Below are 22,927 nucleotides of genomic sequence, written 5' to 3' on the forward strand. Positions count from 1 at the left end.
CAACCGAAGGGATAAATGCATTGAACCGCTTGTCGAAACTTTGGGTCTGACCGCCGACCGGTGTGGCGGAATAAGGTGTCGACTTGGTTTGGGTAAGAAGCTAAAAAAGCCCTTAAAACTTGATTTTAAGGGCTTTTGTCTAAGATATTATCCTCAGTTCGAGGTTTTGAGCGGAAAACGGGACTCGAACCCGCGACCCTCAGCTTGGGAAGCTGATGCTCTACCAACTGAGCTACTTCCGCATAGGCATCTGTTTCCGAATGCGCGTACAAAGATATAAATCTTCGGCATTATTCCGTCGAATTTCCGAGAAAAAATTTCAGAAAGGTGAAAAATTATTGGTAAATCTCATTCAGCAAGGCCGCCAGACGGTATCCGGCCCGTAACAGCTGAGTCTCGACGATTTCGATATTTTCATGGATGTATTCGTAGGAGTAATCGCTGTTTTCCTCTGCGTTCAGATAAATCTTTTTGCAAATATCCACGCATTGGTTCATCCATGCCTGTGGGATACCTGCAACGATGGCTACCCGCTCCTTTTCATCCGCGACATCTATGTTTTCGCTCCATTCCGTATAGCTCCACCGGTGGGCGGATTCGAGCAGTTTCTCATCCCAGACGGTATGTAGATTGGTCGGACTGCCGAACCATTTCACGGAAAATCGGTTGCCGCCCAGATCGGTCAGCCGTCCCGTGTGCATCGGGCAGTGCATGTCTCCCACCATGTGGATCAGAAATTTCGTATAAAGCGTTCGGAGACTGTCGTCCAGATTCCGTTCTTTCAAACGCTCTATAATCATGACCGTTTGCGTATAGACATCTCCGTCCGGATTCTTGGGCATAGTTTCGTAACTCTCGCCTTCGTCCACATTGGCATAGTGCCAGGAGGCTGTTTCGGAATAGAGCGGATTTTTCCGGATATTGTCCATCCACGATGCGTAGTACACCAGCGGATGAGTCAACACGGATTGCAAGCTCTTGCGGGCTTTGGGAGTCAGATGGCGGTCGGCGATGGCGGCAATGATCGAATGTCCTTTGTCGCCCCATCCGTAGGCGAAATGAATTCCTGCGGTGGAAATCAAAAGGAAGAGAACGGTGATACGTTTCATGTTGTATGTGTTTATGTATTGCAAATAAACCGAAATTGCCGAAAAATATCAAACATCTGCATGGATAAATCCTCCGTAATTTTATTTATTATATCTATTTTTGTCCACCGTATAACTAAATCGTAATTCGAACGATGACACCTTTTGCTTTGCGCATCAAGAAATTTTTCCTCACTCCCCAAAACCTGTATCTTCTGGGGTTTTTATGTGTATTCGCACTCACTTTTCTGGACGTGTCGCGGGGAAGACATTTCAATTTTCTGATTTTCCATGATTCCACAATCGACTTCTGGCGCCATATAAATCCCTACGGGGCGGAGTGGGCGGCTGCGCACCACGATTATTTTCTGTACGGGCCTCTGTTCTCTGTGCTGTTCGCTCCGTTCGCCTTCCTGCCCGACTGGCTGGGGCCCTTCGTATGGAATTTGTTCAACTATTCCCTTTATTTTGCGGCCGTGTTTACACTGCCGGATAAATATACGTTGGACCAGAAGTGCAGGATGTTCCTTTATACTTTTCTGATACTGGCTACGACGCTCTATTCGTTTCAGTATAATGTGGCGGTCGCCTACCTGTTCGTTTTTGCCTTTTCCCTGCTGGAACGGGGGCGGGCGTTCTGGGCAGTCGTTCTGATTCTCGTATCCGGATTTACGAAAGTTTACGGTATTTTCGAGCTCGGTTTGTTACTCTGCTATCCCCGTTTCTGGCGGAATATGGGCTATGTTTTGGTCGTATCTCTGCTCTTTTTCCTGCTTCCGCTGCTGAATCTGCACTATTCGGAACTGTTGCCGTATTATCAGAGCTGGGTGGACGGTTTGACCCAGCATAAGGACACCCGTACGTGGCAGACGATCTTTTTTCTCCGTCCGTTCTTTCACGGGATGCCCTCCTATGGTATGTGGATTCAGATAGGAGCGATAACCGCATTAGCCGGGCTGTTGATCGCCAATTTCCGCCGGTGGGGACAGTTCGTTTTCCGCGTTCAGTCGTTGGCCGTACTGATGGGTTGGGTGATTCTGTTCAGCAATTCGGCCGAAAAGCATACATACGTGATCGCATTGTTGGGATATCTGCTCTGGTATTGGAGCCGTCGTCCTCAGACGATCGACAAGGTGCTTTTCTGGGCGAATTTCATTGTGTTGGTCATCGTACCTGTCGATCTGATATGCCCGCCCCGGGTGATGCTTTTTTTGACTGAAACACTTCAGCTCAATTTGTGGCTTTTCATCGTAACCTGGGGCAGAATGTGCTATGTCACTTTTCTCAGAGATTCCTCGGTGGCGGAATTGCCGTCGGGCGGTTGTGCCTCAAATTCTGATGAACACTAATTTTCAGAGAATTATCGGGAGGGGATATTTTATCCGTTTCCTCATCTGCGATTATAAATAGAACGAGACGATGTGAATGATTCGGTTTGGAACTGTGTAAAAAAAGAACGGCAACGGTTTTTCCGTTGCCGTTCTTTTTCGCAATCGGTCGGTTACCGGTTCATCGTAATCAGCAATTCCTCGTTGCTTCGGGTCCCTTCCAGATGTTTCTTCAACTCTTCCATAGCTTCGACGGAGGTCATGTCCGAGAAGTGACGGCGTAGAATCCAAATTTTCTGGAGCACCTCTTTGCTCAGCAGCAGGTCTTCGCGGCGGGTTCCCGATGCGATGATGTCCACCGCCGGATAGATACGTTTATTGGCCAGTTTACGGTCGAGCTGGAGTTCCATGTTGCCGGTTCCCTTGAACTCTTCGAAAATAACCTCGTCCATTTTCGATCCGGTGTCGATCAGTGCGGTGGCGATGATCGTCAGCGAGCCCCTCTCTTCGGTGTCTCGGGCCGCTCCGAAGAAACGCTTGGGTTTGTGCAGGGCATTGGCGTCGACGCCGCCGGAGAGCACTTTGCCCGATGCCGGCTGTACCGTGTTGTAGGCCCTGGCCAGACGGGTGATGGAGTCGAGCAGAATCACGACGTCGTGTCCGCACTCCACCATTCGCTTGGCCTTGTCGAGTACCATTTCCGCCACTTTGACATGCCGGGCGGCCTGTTCGTCGAACGTGGATGCGATTACTTCTGCCTTGACATTGCGGGCCATTTCCGTCACCTCCTCGGGACGTTCGTCGATCAGCAGTACGATCAGATAGACTTCCGGATGGTTGTCCGCGATCGCATTGGCTACCGCCTGCAGCAACATGGTCTTACCCGTTTTGGGTTGGGCCACGATCAGCCCTCGCTGGCCCTTGCCGATCGGGGAGAACAGGTCCACCACCCGCGTGGAGAGGTTGTTGTGTCCGTTGCCGGTCAGATTGAACTTTTCGGAGGGGAAAAGCGGGGTCATGAATTCGAACTGTACGCGGTCCCGTACCCCTTCCGGATTAAGCCCGTTGATTCTATCCACCGAGACCAGCGGAAAATATTTTTCACCCTCTTTCGGAGGGCGGATCGTTCCGTGTACCGTGTCGCCGGGCTTGAGTCCGAACGATTTTATCTGGGCCGGAGAGACATAGATGTCGTCGGGGGAATTCAGATAGTTGTAATCGGCCGAGCGAAGAAACCCGTAACCGTCGGGCATTACTTCCAGCACGCCTTCTCCCTCTACGACGCCCAGATATTCTTCTTTGGGCTCCCGCTGGGTTTCCTGTTGTCTGTTCTGCTGATTCTTCTTTTTCCCCCGATCCTGATTGGCCGGGTTCTGAACGGCAGGGCGAGAGGGTTCGGCCGGCTGTCCCTGCATTTCAGGGATCGTATCGGTCTGTTGAACCTCTTCAGCCGGCAAGTTGATATTGGAAAACAGGTTGCTTTCTCCCTCGGCCGGGCGGGTTTCCGCCTGATCGGAAGTCGCAGGTCCCGATCCGGTTGCGTTATCCCTGTTTTTCCTGCGGTTGAATCGTTTTTCCTGCGCCGTCTGGTTGGGACGCCGCTTCTCCGTTTTCCGGAGATTGTCGGTCGGTTCGGCTATCGGACGTTCTTCTGCTTTCTCCGATGCGTCAGGTACGGGAATGGTCGGCTCGGAAGAAACAGGAGCATTTTGCATGTCGGCATCCTGAGTCGTATGGGGTTCGCCCCCTACCCTTACAAAATTGATTTTAGGGCGCCGTCCCCGGCGTTTGGGCTCCGGAGCGGCTTCTGATACAGCCTGTTCACGGACATCGTTCCTGTTCGATACGGTCGAATCGTTTTCTTGCGACTCTTTCGGAGCCGCTGCCGAAAGCTCCAGTATCCGGGCGATCAGATCGCTTTTCCGCATCTGGGCCTTAATGCCGAGACTGCGGCCTATTTCACGTAGTTGAACGAGACTTTTACTTTCTAATGCCTCTTTATCTTGCATACGATTAAGTTGGTTTTATTCTGTTTTCAGGATTCGAGCATTGCCGGATGGCAATCTCTTTCGATGGTGACAAAGATAATGGAAAATTTCTTAATCCTTCCGTTTTATACCGATAAAACGACCGGTCCTCCCTGTTTTTATGAGGTTTCCTTGCCGGCTGCCGCATCCCGAACGTATTGTCGGTTATTTTAACAGGTCGAGTACTCTCTGAAGGTCTTCGGGCGTATCGATGGCTACCGTTTCGGTCATGGTTTCCGCCACTCGGATCGTATAGCCGTTTTCCAGCCAACGGAGCTGCTCCAGCGACTCCGCCTGTTCCAGCACTCCGGCAGGGAGACGGACGATTTCACGAAGAATATCCGTCCGGTAGGCATACATGCCGATATGTTTGTAATATTTGAATCGTGTCTGCCACTGCGATTGCTCCTCTCCCCGCAGGTGAGGAATGGCCGACCGGCTGAAATAGAGCGCGAACCCGGTGGCGGACACTACCGTTTTGGGGCTGTTCGGATTGAAAATGTCTTCCGACGGGGAAAATGCCTTGACGAGGGTGGCGATTTGCGTGCCGGGAAGGGCGAACGGTTCTTTTATCCTAGTCAGGTGTTCTTCCGAGACGAAAGGTTCGTCTCCCTGTATGTTGACGACCACATCGAACCGGATACCTGTCTCCGTCTCGATTTTTTCGAGTGCTTCACCGCATCGGTCCGTACCGCTCCGGTGTTTCTCGGAGGTCATGACGACCCTGCCTCCGAAATTTTTTACGACCTCTTCGATCCGTAGGTCGTCGGTGGCTACATAGCAATGGGAGAACAGGCGGTTCACCCGTTCGTAGACGCGCCTTATCATCGGCCGGCCGTCGATTTCTGCAAGCGGTTTGCCGGGGAAACGGCTCGACGCGTAACGCGCAGGTATGATAGCGAGGAATTGCATGACGGAAAATTTTAATCTCGGGTAATTGTCGGACGATTGTCCGCGTAAAATGGTATGCGGCAAATATCGTTATTTTTTCCGGAACGACAAAGATTTTCGTAATTTTGTGGCCATGATCGACAGCAGGGAAAAAAGAATAGAGACGTTCGTGCGGCTGGGTGTGCAACTCGCTTCGTTCGGACAGGATGCCGTGAGCGGCTGGGTGGTGGCCGAAGCCTGCCGGGAGAACGCGTGGTTCACTCCGTCCGACGTGTTCCGGGCCGTGGAGGCGATCCGCAGCGAAATGCTTGGCGAGGAAAACCTTCGCCAATGGATAAGCTCTTATCCCCTGCTGCCTGTGACCCGTCCGCGGAATGTAGGGTTGATCGCAGCAGGAAATATTCCATTGGTCGGGTTCTTCGATCTGTTGTGCGTGCTTTTGAGCGGACATCGCTGCCTGCTGAAATCCTCGTCCAAAGACCGGGTACTGATGGAGTACGTCGTCGCGCAGTTACGGCAGTTCGAACCGGGCATTCCCGTGTATCCTTATATGGGGACGGAGCCGCTTGATGCCGTGATCGCCACCGGCAGCGACAACACGAACCGGTATTTCCGGAGCCGCTACAAAGGGATTCCGGCTTTGTTCCGGGGCAGCCGTGCATCCGTGGCCGTACTTTCCGGAGAGGAAAACGATGCGACGCTCGACTTGCTGGCCGAAGACATTTTCCCTTACTCGGGTCTCGGGTGCCGCAATGTCAGCCGGCTGTTGGTACCCGGGGAGTATGATCTTGCCGCATTGCTCGGACGGCTGTCTGAATTCCCGGTTCCGAATCCCCGCTACCGAAACAACTATTTGCAGCGGAGGGCTCTGCTTGCCATGCAGGGCGAACCCTTTCTCGACGGCGGTTTTTTCCTGATGCGGGAGTGCGACCAGTGGCCTTCGTCCGTAAGCGAAATTACTGTTTCCCGTTACGAACGGGTGGAACAGATCGCCGAGTGGCTCTCTTCACGGGAAGAGAGGATACAGTGCGTGGTGAGTGCCTTGTCCGTCCATTCCCGTGCAGTGCCTTTCGGCCGGGCTCAGCGTCCTTCTCTGACGGATTATCCTGATGGAGCGGACGTTCCGGTGTTTTTGTCGGAAATATAGCCGCATGCCTGTTGGAAAACCGGGGAAAAGATTATCTTTGTTCTGTGATCGGTCTCTCCGGGACCGGAATTATAAAAAAACGCAACTGTTATGATGACTTTTCGGTTCAGAATGCTGAGCGACGAAAACGACGGTTTCATCCGCGAATATGAAATCCCGTACGATATGACCCTGTTGGATTTTCACCGTTTCATCTGTCACGATCTGCGGTACGATCCGGATAACATGGCCTCTTTTTTCACCTCCGACGCCCAGTGGAACAAATTGAGGGAGTTCACGCTGTTCGATCTGGGAGACGGAGCCGGGAATCCGGACGAGGGAATGCCCGTGCCGATGGAAGAGGTGTACGTGGGACAGATCATTCATAAGAACAGGGACCGGTTGATCTACCTGTTCGATATGCTGAACGACCGTTCCCTCTATCTGGAACTGGTCGAGGCGAAAAAGAGCGACACGCAGCCTTTCACTCCGGCCGTCGTGCTCTCCGAATACGAAGCTCCCGATCAGTTCGAGCCGGGAGCGGGCGGAGGAGAGAGTTCCATTTTCGACGATGCAATGGGCGAGTTCAGCGATTTCGAGGGCGACGACTCGTATGACGACGAATATTAAGACGCTCGTCGTAATTCTCGGGCCTACCGGTTCGGGTAAGACCGATCTGAGCATCCGTGTGGCCCGGCATTTCGGCGCTCCGATTCTCTCCGTCGATTCCCGGCAGGTCTATCGAGGGATGGCTGTCGGCACGGCGCAGCCCGATACGGAACAACTGGCAGCCGTACCCCACTATTTCATCGCCGACCGGGAGGTGACTTCCTCTTTTTCCTGCGGCGATTTCGAACAGGAGGCGCTGACCTTGTTGCGGAAATTGTTCGGGACGCACGATGTCGTGGTGGCCGTCGGGGGATCGGGCCTCTATATAGACGCATTGTGCGACGGTATGGACGATTTGCCTCCGGTCGATACGGCTTTGCGGAACCGGCTTGTCGAACAGGTCGGCCGGGAGGGACTCGCTCCCCTGCTCCGGGAGTTGGAGCGTCTCGATCCGGACTATTATGTCTCGGTTGACCGGAACAATCCCCAGCGGGTCGTGCGGGCGGTGGAAGTTTGCCTGCAGAGCGGAAGACCCTATTCTTCGTTTCGCAGGAGAGCGTGTGCGCGACGCGATTTCCGGACGATAAAGATCGGAACCGCCCTGCCGCGGGAGGTGCTTTACGGAAGGATCAATCGCAGGGTGGATGCCATGATGGCGGCCGGATTGGAACGGGAGGCCCGGAATCTCTATCCGCACAAGGAGTTGAACGCTCTCCGGACAGTAGGTTACCGGGAGCTATTCGACTATTTTGACGGGAAAGGCACGTTGGAGGAGGCTGTGGAACTGATCAAACGCAATACCCGCCGTTATGCCAAACGACAGCTTACCTGGTTTCGGCGCGACGGGTCGATCCTGTGGGTCGATCCGTCTGATACGGAGGTGGTTATCTCTCGGATAGAAGGGGTTTGGGGAAACCGCTGATTCTTAATTTTTGTCAAAAAATACAGGAAAAATTATCTAAGGAATGATTTTTTTCATATATTTGCTCCATCGAAACGAAAAAAGATGATTTTCTACGGACAGAATAACTGGTGGTGGCGCTTACAACTTATCAAGTCGTGAGAAGCCGAACTTGTATCTGTCTGTTCAGAATAACCAAATTAGCATAGAGCATAAAGAAGGGCTGTCGATCTCACGACAGCCCTTCTCTTTTTACCCCTGTCAGATCGAAAACAAAATAGAAACGGATGAAAATGGATTACAACGTAAGCGAAGACGGTTATTACGGAGAGTTCGGCGGCGCCTATATTCCCGAGATTCTCCATGCCAATGTGGAAAAACTGAAGGCAGCCTGCCGGACCTATCTGGACGACGAGGCGTTCAAGAAAGAGTTTTACGGTTTGCTACGCGATTATGTAGGACGTCCCTCACCGCTCTACTATGCTCGGCGTCTCTCCGAAAAATACGGCGCGAAAGTCTATCTCAAACGGGAGGACCTGAACCATACCGGGGCACATAAGATCAACAATACGATCGGTCAGATTCTGCTTGCGCGTCGTATGGGGAAGACCCGCATCATCGCCGAAACAGGGGCCGGTCAGCACGGCGTGGCTTCGGCGACGGTATGTGCCCTGATGAATATGCCCTGCGTGGTTTACATGGGGGAAACGGACATCCGTCGCCAGCGGCTCAACGTGCAGAAGATGGAAATGCTCGGAGCCGAGGTACGTTCCGTGACCAGCGGCAACAAGACGCTCAAGGATGCCACCAACGAAGCGATCCGCGACTGGTGCTGTCATCCGGAAGATACCCACTATATTATCGGGTCGACTGTGGGGCCACACCCCTATCCTGACATGGTGGCCCGCTTCCAGTCGGTCATCAGCGAGGAGATCGGACGCCAGTTGCAGGAGAAGGAGGGACGCAGTTACCCGGACTATCTGATCGCCTGCGTGGGCGGGGGAAGCAATGCTGCCGGTACGTTCTACCATTACTTGAACGACGAGCGGGTGAAGCTGGTCGAGGCCGAAGCCGCCGGATTGGGAATCGACACCGACCGGTCGGCTGCCACGATCCATCTGGGCAGGAAAGGGATCATTCACGGAGCCCGTACATTGGTAATGCAGACACCGGACGGTCAGATCACGGAGCCCTACTCCATTTCGGCCGGACTGGACTATCCCGGTATCGGCCCCGTCCATGCGAACCTGGCGGCCCGAGGACGCGCCGAGGTCTTCGCCGTAACCGATACGCAGGCTGTGGATGCCGCATTCGAACTCACTTCGTTGGAAGGGATCATTCCCGCCCTCGAATCCGCCCATGCGCTGGCCGTACTCGGACTGAAAAAATTCCGCCCCGACGAGGTGGTGGTGATTACCGTCTCCGGCCGCGGCGACAAGGATATGGAGACCTATATTCAACTGTTCCAAACGAGAAAAACGGATAAACGATGAAAACACGGATCAACACGACCGGCCGGACTTTGCTGGCCGATTTGCAAACCCCGGTGGGAATCTATCTCAAGGTACGCGATTTGTATCCTGAGTCGGCCCTGTTGGAGAGTTCGGATTATCACTCCAGCGAAAACAGTTTTTCCTTCATCGGGGTCGAACCGATCGCCCGTTTCGGCGTTCGGGAAGGGAAAATTACGGAACAACTGCCCGACGGCACGATCCGTCAGTATGACGTCTCGCCGGAACGGACTGTGGCCGGTGCACTCCATGATTTTATCCGGGAGTTCGACGTGCAGGGTGACGGCGGACCTGCGAATGGGTTTTTCGGATACACGGCTTACGATGCGGTGCGCTATTTCGAGGACATACCGGTCGGGAAAAAGGACGGCCAGGCGGAGGGTGTGCCCGAGATGACCTACATTCTCTATCGTTATGTCATAGCGGTCAATCATCTTCGCAATGAAATGACCGTGACCGAAAACCTGTGCGAGGGCTGGAGAAGCGGCGTGGAAGAGTTGTTGTCGGTATTGGGCAGCCGGAATTTCCCCTCCTACGATTTTCATCCGGCCGGAGAGGTTTCGTCTCCTGTCGGAGACGAGGAATACGAGGAGATGGTGCGACAGGGTATCGCCCGCTGTCTGCGGGGAGATGTCTTCCAAATCGTCCTTTCACGGAGTTTCCGCCAGCATTACCGGGGCGACGATTTCAAGGTTTACCGGGCATTGCGCTCGATCAATCCGTCACCCTATCTCTTCTATTTCGATTTCGGTTCCTATCGTATTTTCGGTTCATCGCCCGAGACGCACGTGAAGATCGAAAACGGAAAGGCCACGATCGACCCGATTGCCGGAACCATCTGCCGCAGCGGCGACGACCGGAAAGATATGGAACTGGCACACCGTCTGCTGTCCGATCCGAAAGAGAATGCCGAGCACGTGATGCTGGTCGATCTGGCCCGCAATGATCTGAGCCGCAATGCCCGCGAGGTGGAAGTGACTGCCTATAAGGAGATCCAGTACTACTCGCACGTGATTCACATGGTGTCACGGGTGAGCGGCCGTGTGCCCGAGGGAACGAATCCTGTCAGGCTTTTCGCCGATACGTTTCCGGCCGGCACGCTTTCCGGAGCGCCGAAGGTGCGGGCCATGCAGTTGATCGAAGAGTTGGAGCCGCACAGCCGGGGCGTTTACGGCGGTTGTATCGGACATATCGGATTCGACGGCAATCTGAATCAGGCGATCACGATCCGCACGTTCCTCAGCAAGAACAACACTTTGTATTTCCAGGCCGGAGCGGGTATCGTGGCCAAATCCTCCCCGGAAAACGAATTGCAGGAGGTGAACAATAAACTCGGGGCCTTGCGCCGGGCGATCGAAATAGCTGCGGAACTTAAAAATTGAAAAAGATGAAACTGTTGGTTTTCGATAATTACGACTCCTTTACCTATAATTTGGTGCAGTTGATCCGGGAAGCCGGTTGTGATGACATAACCGTGGCGCGTAATGACCGGATCGCTTTGGAAGAGGTCGCCCGTTATGACAAGATCGTTCTTTCGCCCGGGCCGGGTGTGCCGACCGAAAGCGGGATGTTGCTTCCTCTGATCCGGGAATATGCCGCGTCGAAAAGCATTCTCGGTGTCTGCCTCGGCGAACAGGCGATCGGTGAAGCATTCGGCGCCCGACTGGAGAATCTGTCGGAAGTGTATCACGGGGTGGCCACTTCCGTTAAAGTTGTGGCGGACGATTCTCTTTTCTCCGGCCTGGAATCCGTTTTCGAAGCCGGCCGCTATCACTCCTGGGTCGTGTCCCGTGAGGGTTTTCCTGCCGATACGCTTCGTGTCACGGCCGAAGACGAGCAGGGCCGGATCATGGCGTTGGCTCACCGGGTCTATGACGTGCGGGGCGTACAGTTTCATCCCGAATCGGTTCTGACGCCGCAGGGGGCCGCGATGATTGCTAATTGGGTGGACATGTAAATCCGAAGAATGATGAAACAGTTGTTGTACAGACTTTTCGAACATAACTGTCTCGACCGTCAGGAGGCGTGCAACGTGCTGTTGCGCATGGCCCGGGGCGAGTACAATGAAAGTCAGATCGCCGCCTTTATCACGGTGTTTCTGATGCGCAGCATCACGATCGACGAATTGGCCGGATTCCGTGACGCCCTGCTTGAAATGAGGGTCCCGGTCGATCTGGCGGAATACGACGCCATCGACATCGTAGGTACGGGCGGGGATAACAAGAATACGTTCAATATCTCGACGGCGGCCTGCTTCGTTGTAGCCGGAGCCGGATACAACGTAGTGAAACACGGTAATTACGGCTCGACCTCCGTGAGCGGTGCCTCGAATGTGATCGAAGCTCACGGAGTGAAGTTCACCCGTGATGCGGATGTGATGCGTCGTTCTCTGGATGCCTGCCACATGGCCTACCTCCATGCCCAGTTTTTCAATCCGGCCCTCAAGGCGGTGGCTCCGGTCAGAAAGGCACTTGGGGTCAGAACGTTTTTCAATATGCTGGGACCGCTGGTTAACCCCACCCTGCCCCGCCGCCAGTTGCTGGGGGTATACAATTTGAAACTGGGACGTCTTTACGATTATCTGTATCAGCAGAGCGGTATTGACTTCACGATCGTCAACTCACTCGACGGATACGACGAAATTTCGCTCACTTCCGAGTTCAAATATTTTGACAACTGCGGCGAGGGCGTCTTCTCTCCGGAAGACCTCGGATTTGTCCGTGCCGGGGAATGTGACCTTTTCGGTGGTGCCACAGTGGCGGAGGCTGCGGCTATTTTCGACCGGGTGCTGGCCGGTACGGCCACACGGGCGCAGACCGATGCCGTGATCGCCAATGCTGCTTTTGCGATTCATACGATCGACCGTACGCTTCCTCTCTCCGATTGTATCGCTGCCGCCCGTGAGTCGATCGTCGGAGGGAAAGCGGAACGAGCCCTGAAAAAATTCATTGAAATCAACTCCTGACGAATCATGAATATTCTCGATACGATCATTGCTTCCAAACGGCGGGAAGTGGCTCTCCGAAAAGCGGAATGCCCCTTCGGGGTGTTGTCGAAAAGGGTGGAGTCTCTATGTGGGTCTGTAATGTCGGGCCGCTCGTTCCGGAGCGCACTGTTGCATTCAGATTCCGGGATTATTGCCGAGTTCAAGCGTAAATCGCCTTCCAGGGGATTCATCAAACGGGATGCAGAGGTCTCGGTAATTGCTGAGGGATATGCCCGTTCCGGCGCTTCCGCCATGTCGGTACTGACCGATGGTCCCTTTTTCGGCGGGACGCTCGAAGATTTGCGTATGGCTCGCCGGACCGTAGACCTGCCTCTGCTCAGGAAAGATTTCATCGTAGACGAATACCAGGTTTTCGAAGCGAAAGCGGCCGGTGCCGATGCGATATTGCTGATCGCCGCAGCTCTCTCTCCCGGAGAGGTGCAGGGGCTGGCACGAACGGCCCGGGAGTTGGGGCTGGAGGTGCTGCTGGAGATTCATCGGGAAGAGGAACTGGATCATCTGTGCGAAGAGGCGGATGTGGTGGGTATCAATAACCGCGATCTGGCCACGTTTGTCACCGATACGGCCCGTTCGTTGCAATTGGCGGAACGGATTCCTGCACGGTTCGTGAAAATATCGGAAAGCGGCATTTCCGTACCGGAAACCGTGAAGGAGCTGCGCAAGGCCGGTTTCCGGGGGTTTCTGATGGGGGAAAATTTCATGAAAGAGCCCGATCCGGCGGCCGCATTGAAAAATTTCATCGAAGTCTTATGAGACCGGCCTTGAAAGTATGCGGCATGAGGGACGCAGACAATATCGCATCGGTGGCAGCCCTCGCCCCGGACTATCTGGGTTTTATCTTTTACGGGCGCTCTCCCCGTTATGTCGGGGAAATGCCTTCCGAAACGCTTCGGAAGGTTCCCTCTTCGATATGTAAGGTCGGGGTTTTCGTCGATTCCGCTCCTGAGTACATTCGGGAAACTGTTGACCGTTACGGATTGGACATGGTTCAGCTGCACGGCGGCGAATCGCTCCGGTTATGCCGGGAGATTCGAAAAATGTGTCCGGTTATCAAAGCCTTTCGTGTCCGGCAGCCGGCCGATCTACGCTCCGTGGTGAAATATGCCGGAGTATGCGATTTCTTTTTGTTTGATACGCCTGCCGATGGGTTCGGCGGTTCCGGCAGACAGTTCGACTGGTCGGTGCTTTCCGATTTCGAAAGTCCCCTTCCGTTTTTCCTCAGCGGCGGGATCGGGCCCGGCGATGCGGACCGGATCGGACTGTTCGGTCATCCGGCTCTGGCGGCCGTAGATGTGAACAGCCGGTTCGAGACGGCGCCCGGGGTGAAGGACGTTGCGCTGCTGGCGGAATTCATTCGAAAGATGAACTCGAAATAATGTGTGGAATGATTGTAATTTACAGGATATTATGAATCGAATAGAGAAACTTTTCAATGAAAAGGGACGGAATATTCTTTCCGTCTATTTCACGGCGGGCTACCCGCATCGGGACGATACGGTGACCGTGGTCCGGGAGTTGGCTGCCCGGGGAGTCGATATGATCGAAGTCGGTATTCCCTTTTCCGATCCGATGGCGGACGGACCTGTGATTCAGGATAGCAGCACGGTAGCGCTGCGTAACGGAATGACGCTTACCCGGCTTTTCGGCCAGTTGGAGAACATCCGGCAAGAAACGGATATTCCGTTGATTCTGATGGGATATCTGAATCCGATCATGCAGTATGGTGTGGAGAATTTCTGCCGGAGTTGCCGGGAGGTCGGTATGGATGGAGTGATCGTTCCCGATCTGCCTTTCCGGGACTATCTGGAAGATTACAAGCCTGTCGGCGACCGGTACGGCCTCAAGTTTATCATGCTCATCACACCGGAGACTTCCGAAGAGCGAATCCGGCTGATCGATGCGCATACGGACGGTTTCATCTATATGGTCTCCACGGCGTCGACGACCGGAACCCGGGAAAGTTTCGACAAAAAGACCAGGGATTATTTCAGCCGGATCGACGCTATGGGATTGAAGAACCCCCGTCTGATCGGGTTCGGCATTTCGAACAGGGCAACGCTGGAAGATGCCCGGACCTATGCCGCCGGGGCGATCGTAGGCAGTGCGTTCGTCCGTCTGCTGGGCAGCGAGTCATCCGTACCTGCCGCCGTAGATAGTCTGATGTCCCGGCTCGGGAAGTGACCGCGAAGGCGAAGGGTTTGATAATTGCGAAATTTATACTACTTTTGGCGCGGTGAAATGCCGCGTTGTGTTTCATGCAGGGCCCGGATGGTGGAATAGGTAGACACGCCGGACTTAAAATCCTGTGGACCGCAAGGTCCGTGCGGGTTCGATTCCCGCTCCGGGTACTCTGTCGGATTGCCAAATTGCTTGTCGCAGTTTGGCAATTTTCATTCCGGGGAATCTTCGTCCGTTCATTTTCTGTTCCGGGGATACATAGAGCGGTCGCTTAAAAAGAAATACCTATAACCGATTATTTATCTTCATAATAATACAAAATAATGATGATTGTCCCGGCTCTCCGTTTCCCGTAATTTTGCATCCATCTGAAAAATGGACGAAATGATCGAATGATGAAAGTGTTTGCCGTTTTATTGTCGGGATTGTTAATGTGTGTTTCATCTCTTGTCGCGCAGTCCGTGATACGGGGGACCGTTAGGAACCGGACGGACAGGAGGCCTCTGCCGGGTGTCAATGTGACGATCAAAAACACACCTGCCGGTGTCTCTACGGGCAAGGAGGGAAAATATGAATTCGGAGAGGTTCCTGCCGGAAAAATCGAAATCGTGTTTTCCTGTATCGGATTGAAAACAGTGACCCGTCAGGTCGTTATCGGGGGAAAAGAGGTCCGGATACTGGATATTTTTATGGAAGAGGATGATTTCCGGATGGAAGGGGTGGAAGTCGTCGGAGTCGGAGAGCGAAAGGAAATCAGGGATGTCAAGCGTCAGGGGGTACCCGTTACCGTCATCGACGGGAAAATGCTGGCCGGGCGGGGTACGACCATCAGCGAAGTTCTGAACCATCAGACAGGTGTGAAGTTGCGTCAGACGGGAGGTGTCGGCAGCCAGACGAAGGTCAATGTCCGGGGACTGGAAGGTAACCGGGTACAGATCTACATGGACGGATATGCGCTGAATACGCCCGACGGAAATTTTTCCATCAACGACATTCCGTTGCAATTCATCGACCGGATCGAGATATATAAAGGGATCGTCCCTCCGGAATTCGGTGGCGACGGTCTGGGCAGCGCCATCAACGTGGTGACGATAGATGCCGGCAAGGATTTTTACGATGCGTCGTATAAGATACAGAGTTATGGCGTTCATGAGGGCTCGGCGACGGTCCGCCATTTTTTCGACAAGATCAATACGGCCGTAACGCTGTATGCCGGTGGAGCCTACGCCAAGAACAATTATACGATAGAGTCGCCTTTTGTCGAAGGGTTGGAAATCACGCGCGATCACGACCGGTTGAAAATGTTCGATTTTGCCGTCGGATTCGATTTCCTGAACGGATATTTCGACGAAGCGGAAATCGAACTGCTTGGTTATCTGAACGACAAGCAGATGCAGGGAATTGAAACCAATATCCGGCATGCGGTCACTCACGGCAAGACTTTCGGCGGGAACACCCATCTGGAAAAGAGAAGTTTCCTGACCGACCGTCTCGACATGAAACTCAATGCGGCCTATCTGCACATCAACTCCTGTCTGGCCGATACATCTTCATATCTGTATGATTTTTATGGGAATCGCTATGCCAACAGCGCCAAGGGCGAAATGGGTACTATACCGAACCTTTCGGACGATTATACGCACGATGTCCGTTACAATCTGAATCTGAAGTATCGGCTCCTGCCGGGAAAGATGTCGGTCAATTTCAACAACGATTTTCGCTTCGTGAGCCAGGAGGCCAATGATCGGGAAGCCGGGGCCTTTTTGAATAAGGATGTGAGCGGACTGAGGGCAAACGTGACTGGCCTGATCTCCTCGCTCTCATTTCAGAACAGATGGTTGAAAAACAGACTGACCTCCGTGCTGACAGGCCGACATTATTATTACAGTGTGAACGGACAGACGGTCGATCTGACCTATCCGGGATCGGGAGATACGCCGGTCGAAACGAACCGCTCAGGCAGTCATTTCGGATACAGTCTGGCGTTCAAATACGACCTTACCCACCATTGGTTTCTCAAGGCCGCCCTCGAACACAATTACCGTCTTCCCCGTTATGATGAGGTGCTGGGCGACCGTATGACCACGATGACCAATCCGCTGCTCGAACCGGAAGTGGCCGACAACTATAATATAGGTGCCATATACGACCGTTTTTACAGCGGGGAATCCAGGCTTCAGTTCGAGACCAACGCCTATGTGACGATGGTCAGGAACATGATGTACACGATCGCCCAGTTCAATTTTTATAAATATCAGAATCTGGGACGGGCTCTGCTGTACGGAGTCGATGCTGAGGTGAAATGGGACATCGACCGCCATTGGTTCGTTTCGCTGAACGGTACGTGGCAGAAGTCGCTCGACCACTCCCGGTATGTGTTCGGCACCGACACGCCGAGCCAGACCTATAAAATGCAGTTACCGCATATTCCGATCCTGTTTTTCAACTGGATGGCAGACTATCGTAAAGACAATCTGTTCGGAGGCAGGGGGCAATACACCCGGATCTATTATGAAGGCGGTTATACCGACAGGTATTACTACGGTTACGAACTGAGCCGGCATCAGGACTATAAGATTCCCTCCTCCTGTATCCATACGGTCGGGTTCGAATACGGTATATTGAACCGGAAAATCATTTTGGGTGTGGAGTGTCATAACCTTTTCAATACGGCGGAGATGACGAACTTTAATTATCCTCTGGCCGGCCGGACCGTTTCTGCCAAAATACGGTTCACCACGCTGGACTGGTAATGCGAAACGGATTTACGATCAACAATTCATATCATTAAAAACAATTCGATGAACAGAAATTTTCTACTTATGGCAGCCTGCCTGGTTGCAGGCAGTGTGTTCGTCTCCTGCGACAAGGATGACGAAGGCGGCGAAACGGGGAGCGGAAAGGCCCGGATGGTGGCGGCGATCGATATGGCTCCCACGGCAAACAACGGGTATGTCATTCCCATTCAGGACCTTTCGGTAGGTACGGCGTCGTTCCGCAACGGATATGAAATCAAGAGCTCTAACCATCTGGTCAAATACAAGGATTGGATATTCGTCGTAGAGGGAGCCTCCGGGGCGGATATCCGGAAGTTCGTGCGCAACGAAGACGGTTCTCTCTCCGAAGCCGGATCGCTGACGGTGGATAACGTGGGATACGGTGCGGCGCATGCCTTGGTGGTGAGTGAAACCAAAGCCTATGCGACGGCAATGGTTTCCAATAAAATAGTGATATTCAATCCTTCGACCATGCAGAAAACCGGAGAGATAGACATTTCGGACCCCCGGTGGGTGGCTTCCGGGGCCAATACGTCCAATCCCATCGGCATGTTCCTGCGTGACGGAATCCTTTATGTGGGTCTCGGACAGTTCGTGCAGATGCCTACCGGCGTGAAGGGAGCTTATGTGTTGCTGATTGACGAGAGTACGGATGAACCCATCAAAATGATTTCCGACGAGCGCCTGACTTCGGCTACTGCTATCGGCGTGGGAGGCATGTTCCTCGACGAGAACAACGACCTCTATGTCCCATGCTGGGGCTCGTACGGTTTCGATCCCGCGCATCACAGCGGTCTGCTCCGCATCAAAAACGGAAAGACGGATTTCGACGAGGATTATTGTTTCGACCTTTCGGCCGCCACGTTCGAAGGTGTGGAGGGCGGAAAATTGCAATATGTGATGACCTATCACTATTTCGGTAACGGCGAGGTCTATTTCTTCGGGTATTGTCCCGCATTCGCCACGACTCCCGATTTCGTGAACGACAAAACCAATTATTCATTCAAGGGGAATATCTATGACCGGACGGCGAAAGTGCTCGGTCTTCCCCGTACGAACGCTTACAGTTGTGCGATCAATCATCTCGGAAACCGGATACTTTTTGGCCTGACCACGGATGCCAACGGTGTCGGCCTGTTCTCATACGACCGGGAAAGCGGTGCATGCAGTACATCGCCCGTACTCAATATCCAGGGAACCGTGATGAATCTTCAGGTGTTTGATTGAGGCTTCTTCACCGAATGAAGGAACCGGGAACGGATATCCGTTCCCGGTTCCTTGTTTATCCTACGGGCGACTGCTTTTGGTCGTGATGATGACGACCCCGTTGGCTCCCCGCGATCCGTAGATGGCCCCGTCTTTGAGGACTTCGACCGTCCGTATGTCTGAAATGTTGACCAGCCGGTTGACCGTATCGAAATCGTCGAAAACCTGACCGTCAACCACGATGAGGGCTCCCGTGCTGAGCATGAATGAATTGGTGCCGCGGATTCGGATTTCGTAATTGCCGTCCTCCCCCACTACGTCCACGCCGGCGATTCTGCCTTTGAGATACGATGCCAAATCGGTATATCCGGAGACTGAAAGGTCTTGGTCCGGATCGAGCCGGTTGGCGGGGAGAACGTTCAGGTATTCCGGAATTTGTTCATAGCCGATATTGATCGTACGGCCTTTGGTCGAACCTGCGCGAAGCTGTTTGCCGGAGAGAACGATACGGGCCGAATCCAATCCCTCCAGCGGAAGGGCTCCGAACAGACCGGAGCAGACCAGGTAAAGCGTGTCAGTACCGGTACATTTCAGTTCCGTTCTGCCGTGCAACGGAAACATTCGGCGGGTCGAATCGCTGGTCAGCAGTCCGAAAGCGGCCGTATTCTTTACTGTTTTGCCCCGCTTGTTTACTACGGAGATCGTGAGCGTACGCAGGGAATCGGCGGTCGGCTCGGGAACGGAAGCGCAAACCGCGGAAGCGGCCAAGCAGAGTAATGGGAGAAACGCGGTCTTTTTCATGGCGTTCGAAAGTTTGTCCTTAAATGTACGGAATCCCGGAATAAAACGGAAATAACTGAAAGGGCTTTTTTCCTGTTTTTCGGATATTTTGATATTTTTGCGCCGTTACAGGAAACCGTTTGTATGAAAAAGACCCTGATTGACCTGTTCGAACAATCCGTAAGGCAATACGCTGCCAATACATTTTTGCTGGAGAAGAAAGAGAGCGATACGTTCCTGCCCATGACCTACGGTGAAGCCCGCGGTGTGGTTTATAATCTGGGAGCGGGACTGGTCGCTTCGGGTATTCGGCCACGGGAGAAAGTGTCGATTCTTTCCGAAGGCCGCAACGACTGGATATTGTCCGAACTGGCCCTGCTCTATGCCGGAGCGATCAGCGTTCCGCTCTCGGTCAAACTGGAGGAAAGCAACGATCTGCTTTTCCGGTTAACCCATGCGGAGGTCTCGGCCGTATTCGTTTCGGCCGTCCAGTTGCCGAAAATCCGGGCTATCCGCAGCCGTTTGCCGTTGCTCCGGCAGGTGTTCGTATTCGATTCACAGGAAGGCTTGCAGGAAGGCGAGATGCTGTTGTCCGACCTGACGGCGGCCGGGAAGAGGTATCTGGAAAAGAACCGGGAAAGTTTTCTGGCAATCGGGAAAGCGATCGGAAATGACGATTATGCGACGATTACCTATACTTCGGGGACCACATCCGATCCGAAAGGCGTCGTACTGACGCATCGCAACTATACCGCCAATGTGGAACAGGCGCTTACCCGCATCTCGATCCCGTCCTGGTTCCGCACGTTGATCATTCTTCCTTTGGACCACTGTTTCGCCCATGTGGTGGGATTTTATATCATGATCGCCTGCGGGGCCTCGGTAGCTACCGTACAGGTGGGCCGTACACCGATGGAGACCCTGAAAAACATCCCGCAGAACATCCGGGAAGTGAAACCTCATTTTCTGCTTTCGGTTCCGGCATTGGCCCGGAATTTCCGGAAAGGCATCGAAACGTCGGTCCGGACCAAGGGAAAATTGACCCAGCGATTGTTCGAGATAGCGTTGCGTACGTCATACCTGTATAATAAGGACGGATACTCCCGGGGAACGGGAGCGGTTGCCATGCTTCGTCCGGCCGTCGCGTTGTTCGACCGCATGCTGTTCCGGAAAGTGCGGGAGGCGTTCGGTGGCCAGCTGCAATTCATCATCGGCGGCGGGGCCCTGCTGGATACGGACATGCAACGGTTTTTCTATGCGATCGGAATTCCGATGTACCAGGGGTACGGTCTTTCGGAAGCCACGCCGATCATTTCGACGAACGCTCCCGCCAAACATAAGTTCGGTTCTTCAGGAACGCTCGTCCAACCGCTCGATATCCGGATTACGGACGAAAACGGAAAAGATCTGCCGGCGGGTGTCAAAGGTGAGATCGTCGTACGCGGAGAGAACGTCATGGCCGGATACTGGAAAAACCCGGAAGCGACGGCCGAAACGGTGAAAGACGGCTGGCTCTATACGGGCGATATGGGATATATGTCCGAAGATGGATTCCTGTACGTGCTGGGTCGTTTCAAAAGCCTGTTGATTGCAGGCGACGGGGAAAAATACAGCCCGGAGGGAATGGAAGAGGCGATGAGCGGACAGTCGCCCTACATCGAGCAGATCATGTTGCATAACAACCAGAATCCCTATACCGTGGCACTCCTTGTTCCCAATCGGGAGGCCCTGCGCCGCCGCATTCCACAGGAACTATCGGCCGAAGAGGCTGCCCGGCGTGCCGTCGGAATCCTGCGGGACGAATTGGCGGCATACAAGGCGGGGGGTATCTATGCGGGGCAATTCCCTGAACGATGGCTGCCGGCGGCCTTCGCCGTGCTCGACGAACCTTTTACGGAGCAGAACGGGTTGGTTAACAGCACGATGAAGGTGATTCGCGGGAGGGTGGAAAAACGTTACGCCGATCGAATCGAACATCTTTATACTCCAGAAGGAAAAGATGTCTTCAATCGGCGTAACCTTTCCGTATTTTTAGATTGAATGGTTAGAAGTCGACGACGTAGGGCTTGCCTTCCAGCCATGCGGCCATGTTGAGCACGAGAAAATTCCAATTCTGGAAACCTTTGTTCAGAACGGGTTCCCCGTTACTGGGAAGGTAATACTCGTGCAGGGCTCCGAATCGTTCGAAATCCCATCCGCACAGAATAATCGCCTTCTCAGCCAGTTCGCGCGCCTCTTCCGTATAGCCGTAATTGACCAGTCCCCGCCATACGAAATACTGTACGTTGAGCCAGATCGGGCCCAGCCACGACGAGGGATTGCCCGAAGCCATCGGATTGTACATCTGTTCGAGTTTCGAGAGCGAACGGATACCCGCGGGGGAGTTGAAGGTCTTTTCATTTTTAAAGTGTTCGTTCACCATGCGTTCCGCTTGTTCTTTGGTGGCGATGCCCGCCCACATGGGGAGGAATCCCGACCACACGCCGAACCGCTGAATCAGACAGGGATACGTGCGTGGTCCGCCCCGGTGAGAGCTGATTCCTTCGGCACCGCGATCGGGCGGCAGCAGATTGAAGTCCACACTGTAAAAAAATCCGGTCCACTCGTCCCAACAATATTTCTGGATCGAATTTTTCAACTCTTCGGCCCGCTGCCGGTAGATGTCGGCGATTTCGCCTAAATTCAGCTGTTCAGCCAGATAGGTCATGGCCAGCAGCTCCTTGTACATGAACGTATTGAGCAGGATCGAACCCGAACTGCGCTTGGGGCGGTAGAAGGTCGAGGGATCGTTATCGACACCGATGCTGTTGTCCGACTGCCAGAAATAAAGGTTTGCCTCGCGGTTCCGGTGAAAATTCCAGTAACTGTTGACAAAAGTCTGCATGTGGTAAAACTTGTCCCGGAGCCATTCCACATCGCCGTCCGTGTTTTTCACGATGAAAGCGGCATGCTGGGCCAGGCAGGGCTTGTGCATGTTGGTTGTCGTGGGGTCTTTCGGTTTCACGACGGGGCGTCCCTTGTAGATGGAGATGGGAAGCCAGCCGTCCTGACTGCCGAAACTCAGGAAATTGAGGATACAGCCCTGTTCGTATTTGATCGCATCCTTACTCTCCTGTTCCGATCCTTTTTCCAGCAGAATCTGGCGTACGACGATATTGCTCATCCAGGAATCCCAGTCCCATAAGGCATCCTTGTACTGTTGGCTGCCGGGAGCCATGAACGGGTACGGTAGGTTGTCGCCCGCTTCGCGGAACATGCCCGTCATGTCGCGATGTATGGATTCCCGACAGATTTTGATGTACTTTTTTACATTGGCTGGTGTACGGGCCGGAAGATTGTTCGCAGCGGAGAGCCCGCTGTACAGAAATGCCGAAACGGCGGTCAGTAACAGGAGTTTTTTCATAGTGTTAGTTTTGGGTTGTGACAAAGATAGCAAACGGATGGGAAAACGCAAGGCGTTTTCATATATTGGGTATAATTCTTGCCGGTGACCGGGTC

Annotated in this window: 19 protein-coding genes and 2 tRNA genes; 15 read left to right on the top strand and 6 right to left on the bottom strand. The window is 53.5% G+C overall.

The window, feature by feature from the left end; translation table 11 throughout:
- Nucleotides 1–169: 169 nt before the first annotated feature.
- A tRNA-Gly gene (locus INF32_RS03660) sits at nt 170–242 on the bottom strand.
- A 93-nt stretch (nt 243–335) separates the two neighbouring features.
- Nucleotides 336–1,109: a S1/P1 nuclease gene (locus INF32_RS03665; protein WP_226387056.1), complete on the bottom strand. Its 774-nt coding sequence runs from the start codon at nt 1,107–1,109 to the stop codon at nt 336–338.
- Nucleotides 1,110–1,243: 134 nt separating this feature from the next.
- Here INF32_RS03665 and INF32_RS03670 point away from each other — a divergent pair, with 134 nt between their 5' ends.
- The gene (locus INF32_RS03670; protein WP_226387057.1) at nt 1,244–2,437 is read left to right on the top strand and encodes a glycosyltransferase family 87 protein; all 1,194 of its coding nucleotides are present in this window, start codon (nt 1,244–1,246) and stop codon (nt 2,435–2,437) included.
- 152 nt (nt 2,438–2,589) lie between these two features.
- On the opposite strand, the gene rho is transcribed toward INF32_RS03670, so the two are convergent.
- Both rho and kdsB read right to left on the bottom strand, forming a co-directional pair.
- Complete coding sequence (gene rho / locus INF32_RS03675) at nt 2,590–4,425, bottom strand: transcription termination factor Rho (RefSeq protein ID WP_226387058.1); 1,836 nt, start codon at nt 4,423–4,425, stop codon at nt 2,590–2,592.
- 183 nt (nt 4,426–4,608) lie between these two features.
- Nucleotides 4,609–5,355, bottom strand: a complete 747-nt coding sequence (kdsB, locus tag INF32_RS03680; protein WP_226387059.1) for a 3-deoxy-manno-octulosonate cytidylyltransferase — start codon at nt 5,353–5,355, stop codon at nt 4,609–4,611.
- Between the two features lie 112 nt (nt 5,356–5,467).
- Here kdsB and INF32_RS03685 point away from each other — a divergent pair, with 112 nt between their 5' ends.
- From INF32_RS03685 to INF32_RS03745, 13 genes are all read left to right on the top strand, one after another.
- Nucleotides 5,468–6,481, top strand: coding sequence for an acyl-CoA reductase (locus INF32_RS03685; RefSeq protein WP_226387060.1), 1,014 nt, complete (start codon nt 5,468–5,470; stop codon nt 6,479–6,481).
- A gap of 90 nt (nt 6,482–6,571) precedes the next feature.
- Nucleotides 6,572–7,090: a hypothetical protein gene (locus INF32_RS03690; protein WP_317172666.1), complete on the top strand. Its 519-nt coding sequence runs from the start codon at nt 6,572–6,574 to the stop codon at nt 7,088–7,090.
- Nucleotides 7,074–7,991, top strand: a complete 918-nt coding sequence (gene miaA / locus INF32_RS03695; RefSeq protein WP_226387061.1) for a tRNA (adenosine(37)-N6)-dimethylallyltransferase MiaA — start codon at nt 7,074–7,076, stop codon at nt 7,989–7,991. The genes INF32_RS03690 and miaA overlap by 17 nt, the downstream gene beginning before the upstream one ends.
- Nucleotides 7,992–8,257: 266 nt before the next feature.
- On the top strand, nt 8,258–9,463 hold the full coding sequence (gene trpB, locus INF32_RS03700; RefSeq protein WP_226387062.1) for a tryptophan synthase subunit beta: 1,206 nt from the start codon (nt 8,258–8,260) through the stop codon (nt 9,461–9,463).
- Nucleotides 9,460–10,863 (top strand): anthranilate synthase component I family protein, encoded by a 1,404-nt coding sequence (locus INF32_RS03705; RefSeq protein ID WP_226387063.1) that lies wholly within the window; start codon nt 9,460–9,462, stop codon nt 10,861–10,863. Before trpB ends, INF32_RS03705 begins: the two co-directional genes overlap by 4 nt.
- 5 nt (nt 10,864–10,868) lie before the next feature.
- Nucleotides 10,869–11,438: an anthranilate synthase component II gene (locus INF32_RS03710; protein WP_226387064.1), complete on the top strand. Its 570-nt coding sequence runs from the start codon at nt 10,869–10,871 to the stop codon at nt 11,436–11,438.
- A 12-nt stretch (nt 11,439–11,450) separates the two neighbouring features.
- Nucleotides 11,451–12,446, top strand: a complete 996-nt coding sequence (trpD, locus tag INF32_RS03715; protein WP_226387065.1) for an anthranilate phosphoribosyltransferase — start codon at nt 11,451–11,453, stop codon at nt 12,444–12,446.
- Nucleotides 12,447–12,449: 3 nt separating this feature from the next.
- A complete protein-coding gene (trpC, locus tag INF32_RS03720; RefSeq protein WP_226388096.1) occupies nt 12,450–13,241 on the top strand; it encodes an indole-3-glycerol phosphate synthase TrpC in 792 nt (263 codons plus the stop codon).
- Complete coding sequence (locus tag INF32_RS03725; RefSeq protein WP_226387066.1) at nt 13,238–13,864, top strand: phosphoribosylanthranilate isomerase; 627 nt, start codon at nt 13,238–13,240, stop codon at nt 13,862–13,864. Before trpC ends, INF32_RS03725 begins: the two co-directional genes overlap by 4 nt.
- Before the next feature lie 31 nt (nt 13,865–13,895).
- Nucleotides 13,896–14,669 (top strand): tryptophan synthase subunit alpha, encoded by a 774-nt coding sequence (trpA, locus tag INF32_RS03730; protein ID WP_226387067.1) that lies wholly within the window; start codon nt 13,896–13,898, stop codon nt 14,667–14,669.
- An 81-nt stretch (nt 14,670–14,750) separates the two neighbouring features.
- A tRNA-Leu gene (locus tag INF32_RS03735) sits at nt 14,751–14,836 on the top strand.
- 261 nt (nt 14,837–15,097) lie between these two features.
- Nucleotides 15,098–17,419 carry a TonB-dependent receptor gene (locus INF32_RS03740; protein ID WP_226388097.1) on the top strand — a complete coding sequence of 774 codons (2,322 nt, stop codon included), beginning with the start codon at nt 15,098–15,100 and terminating at the stop codon, nt 17,417–17,419.
- A 69-nt stretch (nt 17,420–17,488) separates the two neighbouring features.
- Entirely contained in the window at nt 17,489–18,670 is a 1,182-nt protein-coding gene (locus tag INF32_RS03745) for a hypothetical protein (RefSeq protein WP_226387068.1), read from the top strand.
- A gap of 60 nt (nt 18,671–18,730) precedes the next feature.
- Here the strand turns inward: INF32_RS03745 and INF32_RS03750 are convergent, their stop codons facing one another.
- The gene (locus INF32_RS03750; RefSeq protein ID WP_226387069.1) at nt 18,731–19,450 is read right to left on the bottom strand and encodes a TonB-dependent receptor plug domain-containing protein; all 720 of its coding nucleotides are present in this window, start codon (nt 19,448–19,450) and stop codon (nt 18,731–18,733) included.
- A gap of 123 nt (nt 19,451–19,573) precedes the next feature.
- On the opposite strand from INF32_RS03750, the gene INF32_RS03755 reads away from it, so the two are divergent.
- Nucleotides 19,574–21,469: an AMP-dependent synthetase/ligase gene (locus INF32_RS03755; RefSeq protein WP_226387070.1), complete on the top strand. Its 1,896-nt coding sequence runs from the start codon at nt 19,574–19,576 to the stop codon at nt 21,467–21,469.
- Nucleotides 21,470–21,473: 4 nt separating this feature from the next.
- On the opposite strand, the gene INF32_RS03760 is transcribed toward INF32_RS03755, so the two are convergent.
- Nucleotides 21,474–22,832, bottom strand: coding sequence for an MGH1-like glycoside hydrolase domain-containing protein (locus INF32_RS03760; protein ID WP_226387071.1), 1,359 nt, complete (start codon nt 22,830–22,832; stop codon nt 21,474–21,476).
- Nucleotides 22,833–22,927: the final 95 nt, after the last annotated feature.

Origin of the sequence: Gallalistipes aquisgranensis (assembly GCF_014982715.1) — a bacterium.
GTDB lineage: Bacteria > Bacteroidota > Bacteroidia > Bacteroidales > Rikenellaceae > Gallalistipes > Gallalistipes aquisgranensis.